Source organism: Mycobacterium sp. EPa45, from assembly GCF_001021385.1.
Classification (GTDB): domain Bacteria; phylum Actinomycetota; class Actinomycetes; order Mycobacteriales; family Mycobacteriaceae; genus Mycobacterium.
In genome coordinates, this window is record NZ_CP011773.1 from 5,979,133 (window position 1) to 5,993,375 (window position 14,243).

A 14,243-nucleotide genomic window follows, 5' to 3' on the forward strand; every position below is an offset into this window, starting at 1 on the left:
AGACAGCAGGGGCGCACCGACCGTGCGCCCCCACCGGCTGAAAATGTCGGTGTTAGAAGAGATTGCCCATCTGGAGGTCGGTCTGATGGGCGCTGTCGTTCACGTTGCTGATCGTGGTGCCGTGCTGGTTCATCGTCTCGACGAGACCCTGCAGGCCCTGCAGCATCTGCATCTGGGCCTCGTGGAACGAGCCCGCTGCAGCACCCTGGAAGAAATCAGCAATTGCGTTGGTGCGCTGCAGGATATCGTCGTGGATCTCCATGAGCTGAGCTGAACGCTGGCCGACGTCGGAGGCGAAATCGGCAACGCCGCCGTGGTTGTACGTGATGTTGTCCATGATGAAGTCCTTTTCGTAGGTGGTCTGGGGATCAGGCGTTCGCGGCGAAGCTGGTGAGGCTGTGAGCCGCGTCGGCCTCGTGCTGCTCCATCATGGAAGCCGCCTGGCTCAGACCGTGGGCCAGCCGGGTGCCACCGGTGATCGTCTGCTGCAGGTCGTGATTGATCTGTGCGGCGGTGTTCACCGACGCCAGCTGCGCCTGTCCGCCCCAGACCGCGGAGCCCAGACCTTCGTGGCTGCTGAGGTAGCCGTTGGCGATGGCGGTGGCGTGCTCGAGCGCGGACTCGATGGCCTGCTGGGTGCTACGCAGCACCTCCGGTGTGACGACGAGTGTCATGTGCTTCTCCCTTTTGCTGAGTGTGGTGCCGTTATGTGGACGTGTTGTCGAGTATCGGATGGGGTGGACCAGCTGTCACTTCACCCTCTGGCAAACGTTGACGGACGCACCCCCTAAAACCAAGCCCTTAGCTGATCCGCTAGTTCCGTTGCGAATCATGCCCGACGACGACCTGTACCCGTGCGACGTCGTCTTTGCTGTTCTCTCCCTTGCCCTGACCGAGCATGCCGGCATGCGCGGGCGACATCGGCATCGCGCCGCCGCCCATCGGCGACGTCGTCGGCCCTTTGACTTCAGCAGCGCTCAGCAGCCCGGTCTTCAGCGACGTCGGCCTGCCTGAGCTCTCTGGAGCAAAGCTGCTCGTGGGCCGGGTGTAGCTCGTGAGGCCCGCGCCGGGCACTCCACCGCCACCGCCGCCACCAATGCCGCCGCCGGCGCCCCCACCGCCGATTCCGCCGGCCCCGCCGGCAGGCGCGCCGGCCTTGACCAGGTCCGCGGCCGGCATCGCCGCGTCAGCACCCTTCATCCCGCTCATCAGGCCGCCGAGCTGACCCATCATCGACTGCGGAAGACTCGACAGGCCCTGGAACGCCTGCATCGGCGCCTGGAACATGCCCATCAGCGGCTGCATGGCGCCCATCGCCGCCTGCATCGGCTGCATCATCATCGAGCTCATCTCACCGCCCGCTGCTGCCGGAGCAGAGGCGGTCTGACCGGCCATCTGGGTGACCTGCCCGGTGCCCTGCGTGGCAGCCTGCATCCCCGTGGTTCCGGCAGCCTGCGCGACTGCCGCGGCGGCAGATGCTCCCGCGGCCGGCGAGGCGCCCAGCGGTGCGAGCGGGGGTGGGATGGCCAGCGCCGCGATCAGAGCGGCGAGCGCGGCACCATATGCCGCTCCGGCGCCGGCGTTGTGCGGCCAGTGCTCGCCGTAGTACTCGGTGTCCAAAGCGACAATCGCCGGCGTCAGCGCGCCCCAGACGGCGGGGTTGATCGCCACGTCAGACGCCTGTTCGGTGCGATTTGCGATGGAGACTTCCGCCGGGATCATCGACGACACCGCGGTCTCGTACGCCGAGACCGCGCTGGCGGCGATCGGTGGCTTCTCCTGCACCCACCCGGCCAGCAGCTGCAGTGCGGTGTTGAGGCCGGTGACCGCTGTCATCGAACTCAATCCGCCGACACCCTCGAAGTTCAAGGCAGTGACCGCGGTGTTGAGCTGGGACATCGAGAAGGCCAGCTCGTTGCTGCCCATCAGAGCCTGCCAAGCAGCGCCGCTGGCCATCGTCGTCGCCGTCCCACCCGCCCCCGGCCCCACCAGCCGGAGGTAGTTCATTTCAGGCGTGAACGTCGGCCATGACGGATCGGGCATCGCTCTAGAGGGCCAGCGCCGTGTTGTTGAGGATGTCCGTGGCGGTGTATGTCGCCGCCGCCAGCTCCTGCGCTCCCGCGAACATGCCGCGATTGGCCAGGTGCTCGGTGGCAGTAGTGACATATGAGGCGCCTGCGGCATTGAGCGCCGCAGCGAACTGGGCCGAGTCCAGATCCGCACCCATGGGCAACACACCCATCAGCGCCTCGGACGCGGCCGACGTGGCAGCACCCATTTCTGCGCTGAGGCTCGTCTCGGTTGTCGCAGACGTCGAGACCGTAGCCGCATTTACATTCAAAACCATGTTGCTCTCCTCCCGGTAATCACAGGCGTACCTGCGATCTTGCCTGATACTAGAGTGTGCTGGCGACCTAAGGCTACTTATGTCTTTTCGTACGCAGCTAATTCACCGACGGTCGCTCACTCCGGTGTTCCAACCAATACTCCTTCCATTGCGCCATCGGTAGTCACCATCAATCCGCGACCCGGTGGCAGTTGCTGGGCACTGGTTCGTCCGAACACCTTCACGGTCTGCGGATCGTTGTCCATGAACAGCGTGGGAGCCCGAGAACCGGTGAGCTTCTGGAGGAATGGGCTCATCGCCGACACCCCTGCCCAGTTTCCTGGCAGCCGGGCGGCGATCACGTGTAGCCCGATCTCCCGACTGCGTTCGATCAGCGGCCACAGCGGTGCCGTCGCAGCGGCCTTCCCGATGGCCCCGCTCGGCCGCAGTTCCTGCTCATCGTCGATCAGCACATAGTGGTGCGGGCCGGTCCAGGTCGATCGAGTCAGCAGCTCTTCCTGACTCAGCCCAGACGGTGGCAGCCGGTCCCGCATCATCTCGGCCAGCTCGGCCAGCACCTGGTCGATGTCGTCCGGGGTGTAGGCATAGGCCCGCACGTGTGGCCCCTGGATCTTGCCGATCAGGCTCGTCTTCGGGTCGATGATGGTGATCTGCGCCTGTTCCGGTGTCAACCGCGCGGCGATCGCCTGCCCGAAGGCGGCCAGGCTGCTGGTCTTACCGCAGCCCTGCCGGCCCACCACCAACAAGTTGGGTGTCTGCCGGCTCGGCAGGGCCACCGCTTGCAGCGCGCTCTCCCCCATCGCGAACGGGATGTCCAGGCTGTCGGCGGTCGTCGGATACGCCGCGATGATCTCGCGCAGGCCGATGCGCTCGGGCAGCCGGGCCAGCGTCTCGATCTTGCCCGCACCGGTCTGCGCAGCGATCACCTGACCGACCTGCCGGGTGGGGATCCGCTCGCCGCCGGGACCGACAATCTCAGGCAGGCCGATCAACAGTTCCTGGCTGAGCCTGGTAACGCCGAAACCGGGACGGTCCAACGTGTTTCGCGCAGCCCGGCGGTGTTCCATGCCGGTGCCCATCTGCGTTTCGTCGGGGTTGCTCAGCCGCAACTGGATTCGCGCGTTCGACACGTTCAGCAGCGCCTGCTTCTGGCCGACCAGCCAGCCGCTGGCGCTGGTGGCGACGTGGATGCCGTAGGACAGACCCTGGCGCGCGATCGAGATGGCCCGATCCCCCATGCCGTTGTCCTTGTCGTACAGGTCGCCGAAGTTGTCGATGACGAGGAAGATGTCGCCGAACTTGTCCTCGGGATCGGTCCCCCCGCCGCCGGCCGCCCCGAAGCGGCGCTCGCGAAACTCGCCGATGTCCATCTGATAGCGCTTGAACGACGCCTCCCGCGCCCGGATCAGGCCTTCGATCGTGGCCAGCGTGCGCGACACACCCTCGGTGTCGGTGAGGCTGACGACGCCCGCCACGTGGGGCAGATCCTCGATCGGGTACAGCGACGCCCCCAGACAGAAGAACGTCACCCGCTCGGGCCGGTACATCAGTGCCGCCGCGGTGATCAGCGTCATCAGCGTCGTGGACTTACCGCGCTGCGCTGTCGCCACCACCATGATGTTGTCCATCTCGGCGTCGATGACGTGCACCCGCTGGGCGTGGTCCTCCGGGAAGTCTTCGATACCGACCGGAATGATCAACCCCGGGTTCTGGCCGTAGTCCACCCACCACGGCTTGCCCCGCCAGCGCTCCACCAGGGCGTCCGCAGTCTCGCTGACTTCCAGCGGCGGCAACCAGATCTGGTGCGGCGCACGGGCCGGGTGCGAAATCAACGACTCCCTGATGACGTCGAGCAGCTTCTTTTTCTTGAAACCGTCTGCGTGGTAGAGGAATTCGTCGGGCTCCTCGGGAGCATCAGCCTCGGCGAGTGCCGCGTTGTCCTCGGGGGACAACGGCTGGTACTCCCACGTCAGTGGGCGCGGCTGAGTGAAGCTGACGTCCACCGTGGTGTCGGTGGTCACCACCTTCTTCGGCACCACGAACGGCGCCGAGACATAGAAGCAGCGGAACTGTTCGAGTTCGCGCGGCCCGACCTTGAGCAGTCCGTAACCGGCCTCTTTGGAGGGCAGGTGCAGGGCGGCGTCGCTGCCGATCACATCGCGGGAATCCTCGGCGGTCTCCGCCCGTAGCGCGACCCGGAAAGCGATGTTGCTCTTGGCTTTACTCAACGACGACAAATCCAGCCGCTGGCCGCCGAGCGTGAAGAAGACGTTGCACCCGCGGCCCTCCTGCCCGATGTGGATGACCAGGTCGATCCACTCGGGGTGATGATGGAACAGCTCGAGGTACTCATCGATGATGACGAGCAGAATCGGGACGGGCTCGAGGTCTCGGCCGGCCAGTCGCATCTCTTCGTACTCGTTGGCGTCACGGGCACCGGCATCCTTGAAAAGCCGGTAACGACGGGCTATTTCGCCGTCGATGGCTTTGCGCATCCGCTCGGCGAGGTGCCGGTCATCCTTGCCGAGGTTCGACAGCGAGCCCGCCACGTGGGGCAAGCCCGCGAGGTCTTGGGCGGCCGACTCGAACTTCATGTCGACGAAGATCACGATGAACGTCTCCGGCGAGTGGGTCAGCGCGATTCCGTTGCACAGTGACAGGAAGTACTCGGACTTGCCCGAACCCGAGGTGCCGATCACCACGGAGTGGAAGCCGAAGCCACCGAAGTCCTTGGCTCGCAGCACGATGTACTGGAGTTCGCCACCCGGCTTGACGCCGACCGGCACCACCGCCCACTTCGGATCGCCGCGGCCGCGGCTCTCGGCCCACAGCCGGTCCACGTCCAGCCGGCGCGGATCGGTGATCCCCAACGCCCGCAGCAGCTCTCCACCCTGGCTGTCCGTTTCCGACAGCTCACCCGCGGTCATCGGCGACCACCGGGCGAGTGAGCGGGCATACCGGTCGGCGGTGCTCTCGGCGAGCATGTCGGCGACGGCGTAGAACGCGTTGCGGTGCCGCAACCGCCCTTCACGCATGCTGAAGCGTTCCTCTTCGTCGGAGAAGCCGACCCCGACGCCGGGCCGGGATGCCAGGCGCAGCACGGTGATTCCAGCCATTCCCTTCTGGCCGGTGATGCCCTCCCACTGCTCGGGGGTGCCGACGTTGTCGTCGACGATCACCCAGTGCGGGCCGAGCGCGTTGCCGGACAACGCCTCCATCGGCGATCCCATGGTGGTCGGGCTGGAACCGCTGGGCGGCGCCCACGGCCCTCGGCCCTTGCGGTGGAGCTCGGCATCGAGCGCGTCCTCCAGCTCGGTGGGCGAGGTGAAGACCAACCGGCGCAGTCCGCAGGCGTCGAACATCTCGTCATGCTGATTGTGCGGCAACCACACCAGCCACGACCACAGTTCGGGGTGCCGGGTGACGACCATCAGCTTGATGTCGTTCGGGCTGTGATATACCGCCAACTCGCACAGGACCGCCCGCATGAAGGCGTGTAGTTGCTCGGGGTCGTCGCCGACGAAGCTGAATCCCGGCCGCGACCGCAGGCTCAACACCTTGCCGATGCCCCGGATCTTGCTCTGCTCGAGGATGAAGTCCCGCAACGCCCGCCCGGTCACGGGTTCGAGCTCCTCGCCGACCGGCACCTCGGGCCACTGCAGGGACACCGCGGAATCGGCGGCCGACTGAACCCCGATGCCCAGCCGCACGTCGAGGAAGTCGGCGTCAGCCGGCCTGCGCTCCCACATGCGCGGTCCGCCGATGACGGTGTCGAGCTCCTGCGGATCGCCATGAACGAACAGCTGGCTCCGGCGCTGGTCCTGGGCAGCGCGCTGCACCTCGTCACGGTCGTCGTCGAGCTGGCGCAGATACATCCGCCGCTGCTTTTCCTGCTCGCCCCAGCTGATTCGTCGACCGCGGCCGAGCCGGCCGCTGAACATCAGCGCGCCGAACCCGACCAGACCGACCATCGGAAAGAAGCCGGACTGCAGCGAACGAACGCCGGAGGTGTACATCACGACGAGGGTGCCGATGATGCCGACCAGGAGCGCCGGCAGCGCGATCATCAGCAGGATGTTGCGGGGCTCGCGCTCCGGCAGTGCCAGCGGCGGAGCGATGGCCACCCGCACCGGCGGGACCGGGGGCGTCGACTTACGTGCACCGCGGACGAATCCCCTTTTCGACACCGCTATCCTCCCGCGTTCTGTTGGCCGGGTGCAGCCACCGGGGCCACTGCGCCGCCCGGATCGATGGTGTCGCGCGCCAATAACGCGGTCGCGCGATTGATGGCCGGGCCCGCGGCGAAGGTGCGCAATATCGGCCACGGAGCCTGGACCGCCTGACGCGGATCCAATCCCAGCGCTTGCAGCGTGCTCTGGTCCCACTCGATGCCGAACCGAACCCCTTGCGGCGAAACCCAATACAGGCTCTCCCGGGTGTCCGAGGCGACCGCGGCACTGGTTGACGCGACGAAGTTCGCCGCTCCCGGCAGGATCAGCGTCTGGGTGGCCTCGACGGAATCGGAATCGCGGCTGTCTCGGACCAGCCGCACGATGTGCGAGTCCATGGCTTCCGGGCTCGGCAGTCCACGCCCGCTGAAGAACGTCACCGCCGCCTGCCGGTCGGTGGTCTGCTTCTGCCAGCCCACGCAGGTCACCGGATTGGCGTCGGTGTCGATGAAGTCCAGTTTGCCGGTCGGATAGAAGTCGACGTTGAGCGCCGTGACCACAGGGATGTCGACCAGCTTGTCGGGCGAGATCAGTTGCGGCGTCGTCGAACCCTGGCTGTTGGCAGTTCGCAGCAGGTCGGCGACGAAGGCGGTGATCTTCTGCACCCCGTCGGGGAGCAAGGCATAGAACCCGCTGACATTGCCGCCCGCGTCCCTGGTCTCCAGGACGCTGCCCACCACCGAGCCGGCCAACAGCCGCGACGGCGTTCCGGCCTCCGGAATGGCTGGTACCACAAGGGGTTCCGTCGCCGGCATCGCGTCGAACAGGGCGTTGGAGATCTGGATGGGACGCGTCACGCCCGGGTCAAGCCCGAGGTTGAAGGTGACAGAACGGTCGGCCGGGTCGATCTGCGTGCGCTGACCGTTCCACACCAGATACGTGCTGGCGCCGTGGGTGGCCAGGACCGCCTGCGTAGGCCGGATCGGCTGAGCCCGGCCGCCGCCGTAGATCTCGCCGGCGATGGCCGTCACCATGGGTGGCTGGCCGCTGCCGCGCGTCGCGGCGGTGTCGCACAACGACCACGCGGAGACCGTGTTCGCCGCAACGGTCAGGTCGTCTGGGATGCCCGGGATCCCGATCATCGGTCCGGTCGGGTACTTGGCGATCTCTTTGGCGTTCACCCAGGTCGGCGCCGACGAGCTACCGGTCGCCAGTCGGGCGGAGGTCAGATTCAGTGCCGGATACAACCGGTTGTCGATCTTCGCGTACAGCGCGCCGGTGTCGCGGTTGCCGATGATGTTCGACTGGCCCACCAGACCGGCCGGCTTCATGAAGTGCAGCAGGGCCATCCACCCACAGCCGATCAACACGAAGACGATCGACAACGCCACGGCCGCCTGCTGCTTGCGATCGTCGTGCTTCATTCGTACGGAGAAGCGGGTGATCGCTGCCCGCAGCCGGCGGTTGTAGAACAGGTGCCCGGAGTTCTGGTCCCGGTTGGACAAATTCAGCGGCACGGGTGGTGTCCCTCCGCCAGGTCTGCTGGGGTCACCGCAATCCACCTCCGTACCGTGCCTGGTTGTCCGTTTGGGCTTCCTCGCGCAGGGCGGCGAATGCCAGGTTCAGCCGGTCGCCGAGCTCACGGTGGCTGTAATCGGTGACGACCGCCGGGTGCAAGGTGAGCTCGATGAGTTTGCCATCGGAGTTTGCCACCGCGTGAATGTCCCCCAGGTCGACGCTGTACGTGATGGTCTCGGCCTGCGCGACGAGCGCCTCCCAACGCTCGGCAGCCTCGCTCAGTTCCTTCAAGACCGCGTCGACGAGATCCCTGTCGCTAAGCTCGCGATCGCTGCTGGATCCCGCCACGTGACAAGTATGTCGACCGTCGCTACCTGCGTCAATTCACCTTCGCAGCATCCGCTGCCGGGATGGGCGAAAATCGCCCCAGCAACCTCCGAATTTCTCACGCGTCACGTCGCGGTGCCCCAGTGGCTGGCGGGCGGAGCGCTGAGCGCCTCGAACCAGGCGAAGTGATAGTTGGCGGAAACCTCATCACGCACGGCGATCGCCTCGGTCGCGGCCAGCAGGAGGCAGTTGCTCAGCAGGGCGGCATCGACGTCCGGATACTGGGCCATCAGTTGATAGCGCGCAGTGTCCGAATGCACTCGTAGTACGTCGACTTCGGCATCGAGGACGCCGGTGCGGCCCGCGCCCGCCTTCGCGAGCGTGTGCACCATCCGGGGCAGGCCATCGCGCCAGTGGGTGGCCTCGACCAGCTTCCAGCCCAGGTCATCGACGCGGGGCAGCTCGCGGCCCCTGGCCGAGGTCGCCACCGGGTCGGCCCGGCCGGCGGGGAACGGGTCACCCGGGTGGTAGACCACGGACCGAACGACGTCGCCGAGAAGTTCGCCGATCCGTCCCGGACGTCTGGCCGGCGGCAGCAGTGCGACGCCGGTGGGCACCGCGACGCCCGGCGGGATCCAGCCGTGCGCGAGGTCGGTCACCAACAGGGTTGTCCCATCAGTGCGCTCCCCGACCGCCCACCGCAGGCCGGGTTCCTGCCGGGCAACAAACTCCAGCACGCGTTCCAGACTGCGCTCGTCGAGTTTCGGTTCCGGCTCGGGTTCGAGCGCAACGGGCTCGGGCTCCGGCTGCAGCTCGATGACCGTCGGCTCGACATCCGGTGTGACTATGGGAATTGCCGGATCGGTGTCGAGATCAATTGCCGCAGAGCGTAATTGGCGAATCGTCGACTCGACGCGCTGCACCGCATAGGACCTGGCCGTCTCGATGATCCGGACTTCCTCGGCACGACGGGCGAAGTCGGGAACATCGGCGTGCCGCAGCGCGCGCAGCCGCTCGTTGGCCGAGTCCGCGATGCGCTGCAGGGCAATCTTCAGGTGTTCGGCGACGGCCGCGGTCGCCTGACTCACCGTCTCCAGCTCGGCGGGCCACAGTCCCCCGATCACCCACGGCGTGGCGTCCGGGGGCGCGTCGAAGGTCGGCACGGAGAGGGCCTGCCGCGTCGCCCTCTTCAAGCGCTGGCGCGCCGTGTTCCGACCGAAGATCGCCACGGCCAGAAGCCTACCGTCGATCACGGCGCTGTCAGTTCGGCCGCAACCGCCCGTACCAGCTGGGTTCAGGCCAGCGGCTGATTCTCTCGGACGCCCTTGTAGATGCCGCGCCGCACGATCCACGGCATCAGGATGCGGTCGATCGACCACGCCGGGAATCGGTAGGCGGTGCCGTTGGGAGCGAACACCTCCAGCCCGTCGGCCTGGATCCCGACGATCGACCCCCACCGTCGCCGGGGCGCTCGGTACTGCTTCAGCGGACGGTCGGCGAGCGTCGCGCGGATGTTGTGGGCCAGCAGCGAGTCGGCCCGCGCCCGCGCCGAGGCTCGCAGCGGGTCGGTGGCGGCCACGTCGCCGATCGCGAATACGCGGTGATGCCCGCACAGCTGCAGCTCCGGAGTGACTTTGACGAAGCCCTGCTCGTCGAGCAGCTCCGGCGGCAGCCACTCGGTGTTGGGCTTGACGCGTCCGATCGCCCACAACACCGCGTCGGCCTTGGCGTCCGGCTGTCCGGTGCTCCACTGCACCCGGGCGTCGGTGATCTCGTCGCCGTCGAACCCGTCGGGCAGTACCGCACGGTGCCCGGGGTGCACGCCGACACCCAGGTGAATCAGTTTGTCGTGCAACCGTTCCCATGCCCGGTGGTGATGCTCGGTCAAAGCCCGCTCGCCCGGGAAGTACAGGTCCACCTTCTTGCCGGGCCACCTGGTGGCGATATTGGCGGCCGCACTCACTGCCGCGGCACCGCCGCCGATGATGACCACCGATTCGGCGGCGGCCAGCCGCTGATGCGTCCCGGTCAGGTCGGCGGCGATCTCCTCGGGGGTCTGCAGCGTGGGCTGGCGCCAGAAGCCGTTGCGCACTCCGGTCGAAATCACCAGTACGTCATAGGTTTCGGCGACCGGCGACCCGTCCGGCGCGGTTGCCAGCACGGTACGGTTCTCCAGATCCAGACCGGTGAGCGTGGCCTGCACGGTGCGCACGCGATCCAGGCCCCGGTACTTGTCGAATGAGATCCAGTTGTCGCGAGCCCAATCCGTAGGCCGGGCCAGCCGCAACCCGAGCTCCTGACCACTGACCAGGGCCGGCTTGACAGTGATTCCGACCACGTCGGCGTGGCGGGCCAGTTTGATCGCGGTGAGCAGCCCGCTGTCACCGAGCCCCGCGATCACAACGCGCGGCTTATCAGTCATACGACGGCCTTTCGCGGCGGGCGGGGAATGAGCATCGGCACCCGGTCGATCACGTCCTGGTACTGCGGACGCCGGGCCAGGCTGCGCTTCTCCATCATCGGGATACTCGCGCCGAGGAACATCGCGACCATCGCCACCACCCCGACGAACAGCCACCAGGCGTCGTCCGGTGCGGCCGCGACTCCGAAGAGGGCCAGGGCGAACCAGAAGCTGATCTCGCCGAAGTAGTTCGGGTGCCGCGACCATGCCCACAGGCCCCGGTCCATCACGGCGCCGGGTTTCTTGTCGCGGACGAAGCGGTGCATCTGGGTGTCGGCGACCAGTTCGAGCGTCACCGCCGCGATGCCGATCGCGAACGCGACCCAGCTCAGCCAGATCAGGCCGGTTCCGGGCCGGGTGACCGCGACGTACACCGGCAGCATGCCGAGGAACACCTGCACAGTCGGGATCAAATGGATACCGAACAGGTCGGCGAGTAATTCCCAACGGCCGGCGCTGTCGCGTAGCTGCGGATAGCGCCAGTCCTCGTGGTGCAGCCCGGGGAAGCTGTAAACCCAGTTGCCGGTCAGGCGGATGGCCCAGTACATGACGACGACCGCGACCAGCCAGCAGCGCACCGAGTCCAGTCCCAGCGGCCCGGCCGCCCACCAATAGATGAGCAGCAGGGGCGGGATCACGCTCCAGAAGGCGTCGTAGAAGCTGGAGTTGCGATACGCCCGGCTGAACACGAACACCACCAGGGTGGCGATGACATCGGCGATGAACGCGTCTAGCCACAGCCGCCCGGTCGCCGACGGACCGTACAGCAGCCAGGCCGCGCCGGCCGCGACCGCGATGGCGTAGGCCGCCGTGACCAACCACAGCGAGTGCGCTTTGCTCCGGTTCACCATTTCCAGCCTCCTGCCGCGGCCGAACTGTAACACGTTCTAGTTGTAGTTCGACCCTGCAACCTCGGCATCGACTCTGCACTCAGCGCGCGTTTCCGGGTCCGATTCACGCTCCGGTCGCAGGCTCGATGCGGTGCCCCCACCCAAAACTTGACACCTGCCAACAACCGGCCGCGGGGGGCTGCTTATCGTGTCGGAATGAGCACCGTCGCTGATGCCGACCGGGTCGAAGACCTGGCCCGGCGGGTTGTGGCCGACCACGACCCGAAGAAGGTCCCGATTCCGGAATTCCTCGGCGCCTGTTACGACGCCGGCCTGTCCTGGGTGCATTTCCCCGAAGGTCTTGGCGGGCTCGGCCTGTCGCGTGGCCTGCAGGCGGTCGCCGACCAGATCCTGCAGGGCGCGGGCGGCCCGGTTCCGCTGGGCCTGAACCCCATGGGCTACGGCATGGCCGCGCCGACCGTGCGTGAGCACGCCCAGTCCGACGACCTCAAGAAGTCACTGCTGCGGCCATTGGCCACCACCGAGGACATCTGGTGTCAGCTGTTCTCCGAGCCCGGCGCCGGCTCCGACCTGGCCGGCCTGGCCACCTCGGCGGTGCCCGACGGCGACGAGTGGGTGATCAACGGCCAGAAGGTGTGGACCAGCCTCGCGCACCGCGCCCGGTGGGGTCTGCTGCTGGCTCGTACCAATCCCGACATCGCCAAGCACAAGGGCCTGACCTACTTCGTGCTCGACATGCACGCCCCCGGTGTCCAGACCCGCCCGCTTCGCCAGATGACCGGGCAGGCGGAGTTCAACGAGGTCTACATGACCGACGCCCGCATCCCCGACAGCCACCGCCTCGGCGCGGTCGGCGACGGCTGGCGGGTGGCCATGACCACCTTGATGAACGAACGCAGCGCCCTGGGCGCCAGTGGCAACCGGCGCGGCAGCGGCACCATCAAGGAAGCCGTCACGCTGTGGGCGTCACGCCCGGACCTGCAGACCCCGGTGCTGCGGGATCGCTTGACGCAGTTGTGGTTACGCTCGGAGGCCCAGCGGCTGACCTCCGAGCGCTCGCGCGCCTCGGCCACCGCGGGCGGCCCGGGTCCGGAAGCCTCCATCGGCAAGCTGGTCGGCGCGGAACTCAACCAGCACATCTACCAATGGTGCATGGATCTGCTTGGGCCCGAAGGCATTCTGTACGACAGCTACGCGATGAGCGACGGTACCGCCGACGCAGGCGACTGGCGCGGGCCGATCCAGCAGCGATTCCTGCGCAGCCGTGCCAACACCATCGAAGGCGGCACGTCGGAGGTCATGCGCAACATCCTCGGCGAGCGGGTACTGGGCCTGCCCGGTGACCTGCGTGCCGATGCCGGCATGCCGTGGAAGGAGATCCCGCGTGGCTGAGAACGCTGAGTTCAGGTTCACCGATGAGCAGCAACAGCTGCGCGCCGCGGTGCGCAAGTTCTGTGCCGACAACTTCGACGAGTCGACCGTGCGCCGGTTGATGGAGTCCGAGGTGCCCTTCGACGCCAAGGTGTGGAACCGCCTGGGCGCTGAGCTCGGCGTGCTCGGACTTTCGGTGCCCGAGGACGACGGCGGCGCCGGCGGTTCGCTCGTCGACCAGGCCGTCGCGGTCGAGGAGTTCGGCGCCACTCTGGCCTGCGGGCCGCTGGTCGGCACTGTCTATCTCGCGGTTCCCGCGTTGGTGGCCAGCTCGGCCGGTGCGGCGCGGGATGAACTGCTGGGCCAGCTGGTCGAGGGCACGACCACCGCCGCCTTCGCCGTCGCCGACAGGGCCGGCGCATTCGATCCGGCCGCGGTGACAGTGACTGCCGCCGGTGACACGGTGTCCGGCACCGTCGAGCGGGTGGTAGACGGTACTGCTGCCGACGTGATCCTAGTCGCCGCAACAGGTTCCGATGGTGTCGGGCTGTACGCGGTCGACGCCAAGGACGTTGCGCGGACGCCGCTGGCGACTCTGGACCTGACGCGTCCGCAAGCCACCATCGCCTTCTCCGACTCCCCCGCCCGGCTGCTGGCCGGTCCCGAGGAAGCCGAGCGCGTGATCACCCATGCACTACAGGTGGGTTCGGCTCTGCTGGCCGTCGAACAGGTCGGCGCCGCACAGCATCTGCTGGATCTGGCCGTCGAGTACGCCAAGTCCCGCCTGCAGTTCGGCCGCCAGATCGGCTCGTTCCAGGCGATCAAGCACAAGCTGGCCGACATGCTGGTCGATGTCGAGCACGCCCGCTCGGCGGCCTACCACGCGGTGTGGGCCTTGACCGACGGCTCCGACGACCCGGCCCTGGCGGTCAGCATCGCCCAGGCCACGGCATCGGCGGCGCTCAGCCGCGTCGCCGCCGACACCATCCAGGTGCACGGCGGGATCGGCTTCACATGGGAACATCAGGCACACCTGTACTTCAAACGGGCTGCCACCGATGCCGCACTCTTGGGCACGGCCGAACAGCATCGGTCCCGGGTTGCCGCCATGGTGCTGGACGAGGCGAGCGCCGAAGGGGCCACCCGGGTGGCCGACGGACTACCCGTCTGACACCGGAAATACGAAAAGTTCGGGTGCG

The 14,243-nt window shown here is 67.3% G+C and carries 12 protein-coding genes; 2 read left to right on the forward strand and 10 right to left on the reverse strand.

Going from position 1 to position 14,243, the window contains the following annotated elements; genetic code table 11:
• Window positions 1–52: 52 nt before the first annotated feature.
• From AB431_RS28395 to AB431_RS28440, 10 genes are all read right to left on the reverse strand, one after another.
• The gene (locus AB431_RS28395) at window positions 53–337 is read right to left on the reverse strand and encodes a WXG100 family type VII secretion target (protein ID WP_276048142.1); all 285 of its coding nucleotides are present in this window, start codon (window positions 335–337) and stop codon (window positions 53–55) included.
• Between the two features lie 31 nt (window positions 338–368).
• Entirely contained in the window at window positions 369–674 is a 306-nt protein-coding gene (locus tag AB431_RS28400; protein ID WP_047332761.1) for a WXG100 family type VII secretion target, read from the reverse strand.
• 139 nt (window positions 675–813) lie between these two features.
• Window positions 814–2,043, reverse strand: a complete 1,230-nt coding sequence (locus AB431_RS28405; RefSeq protein ID WP_047332762.1) for a PPE domain-containing protein — start codon at window positions 2,041–2,043, stop codon at window positions 814–816.
• 4 nt (window positions 2,044–2,047) lie between these two features.
• Window positions 2,048–2,347 (reverse strand): PE domain-containing protein, encoded by a 300-nt coding sequence (locus AB431_RS28410; protein ID WP_047332763.1) that lies wholly within the window; start codon window positions 2,345–2,347, stop codon window positions 2,048–2,050.
• A gap of 116 nt (window positions 2,348–2,463) precedes the next feature.
• A complete protein-coding gene (gene eccCa / locus AB431_RS28415; protein ID WP_047332764.1) occupies window positions 2,464–6,534 on the reverse strand; it encodes a type VII secretion protein EccCa in 4,071 nt (1,356 codons plus the stop codon).
• A gap of 2 nt (window positions 6,535–6,536) precedes the next feature.
• Window positions 6,537–8,033 (reverse strand): type VII secretion protein EccB, encoded by a 1,497-nt coding sequence (gene eccB / locus AB431_RS28420; protein ID WP_047332765.1) that lies wholly within the window; start codon window positions 8,031–8,033, stop codon window positions 6,537–6,539.
• 31 nt (window positions 8,034–8,064) lie between these two features.
• Window positions 8,065–8,382: a DUF2710 family protein gene (locus AB431_RS28425; protein ID WP_047332766.1), complete on the reverse strand. Its 318-nt coding sequence runs from the start codon at window positions 8,380–8,382 to the stop codon at window positions 8,065–8,067.
• 104 nt (window positions 8,383–8,486) lie between these two features.
• Window positions 8,487–9,590, reverse strand: a complete 1,104-nt coding sequence (locus AB431_RS28430; protein ID WP_047333887.1) for a DUF5631 domain-containing protein — start codon at window positions 9,588–9,590, stop codon at window positions 8,487–8,489.
• 65 nt (window positions 9,591–9,655) lie between these two features.
• Complete coding sequence (locus tag AB431_RS28435) at window positions 9,656–10,783, reverse strand: FAD-dependent oxidoreductase (protein WP_047332767.1); 1,128 nt, start codon at window positions 10,781–10,783, stop codon at window positions 9,656–9,658.
• Window positions 10,780–11,673, reverse strand: coding sequence for a DUF1295 domain-containing protein (locus AB431_RS28440; RefSeq protein ID WP_082135831.1), 894 nt, complete (start codon window positions 11,671–11,673; stop codon window positions 10,780–10,782). Before AB431_RS28440 ends, AB431_RS28435 begins: the two co-directional genes overlap by 4 nt.
• 195 nt (window positions 11,674–11,868) lie before the next feature.
• Here AB431_RS28440 and AB431_RS28445 point away from each other — a divergent pair, with 195 nt between their 5' ends.
• Both AB431_RS28445 and AB431_RS28450 read left to right on the forward strand, forming a co-directional pair.
• Complete coding sequence (locus AB431_RS28445) at window positions 11,869–13,065, forward strand: acyl-CoA dehydrogenase family protein (RefSeq protein WP_047332768.1); 1,197 nt, start codon at window positions 11,869–11,871, stop codon at window positions 13,063–13,065.
• Window positions 13,028–14,215: an acyl-CoA dehydrogenase family protein gene (locus AB431_RS28450; protein ID WP_144418397.1), complete on the forward strand. Its 1,188-nt coding sequence runs from the start codon at window positions 13,028–13,030 to the stop codon at window positions 14,213–14,215. Before AB431_RS28445 ends, AB431_RS28450 begins: the two co-directional genes overlap by 38 nt.
• The last annotated feature ends 28 nt before the right edge of the window (window positions 14,216–14,243 follow it).

Bases quoted from the DNA above. Each gene is read 5' to 3' on its own strand.
- AB431_RS28395 (WP_276048142.1), bottom strand. From the start codon at position 337: ATGGACAACATCACGTACAACCACGGCGGCGTTGCCGATTTCGCCTCC.
- AB431_RS28400 (WP_047332761.1), bottom strand. From the start codon at position 674: ATGACACTCGTCGTCACACCGGAGGTGCTGCGTAGCACCCAGCAGGCC.
- AB431_RS28405 (WP_047332762.1), bottom strand. From the start codon at position 2,043: ATGCCCGATCCGTCATGGCCGACGTTCACGCCTGAAATGAACTACCTC.
- AB431_RS28410 (WP_047332763.1), bottom strand. From the start codon at position 2,347: ATGGTTTTGAATGTAAATGCGGCTACGGTCTCGACGTCTGCGACAACC.
- AB431_RS28435 (WP_047332767.1), bottom strand. From the start codon at position 10,783: ATGACTGATAAGCCGCGCGTTGTGATCGCGGGGCTCGGTGACAGCGGG.
- AB431_RS28440 (WP_082135831.1), bottom strand. From the start codon at position 11,673: ATGGTGAACCGGAGCAAAGCGCACTCGCTGTGGTTGGTCACGGCGGCC.
- AB431_RS28445 (WP_047332768.1), top strand. From the start codon at position 11,869: ATGAGCACCGTCGCTGATGCCGACCGGGTCGAAGACCTGGCCCGGCGG.
- AB431_RS28450 (WP_144418397.1), top strand. From the start codon at position 13,028: ATGCCGGCATGCCGTGGAAGGAGATCCCGCGTGGCTGAGAACGCTGAG.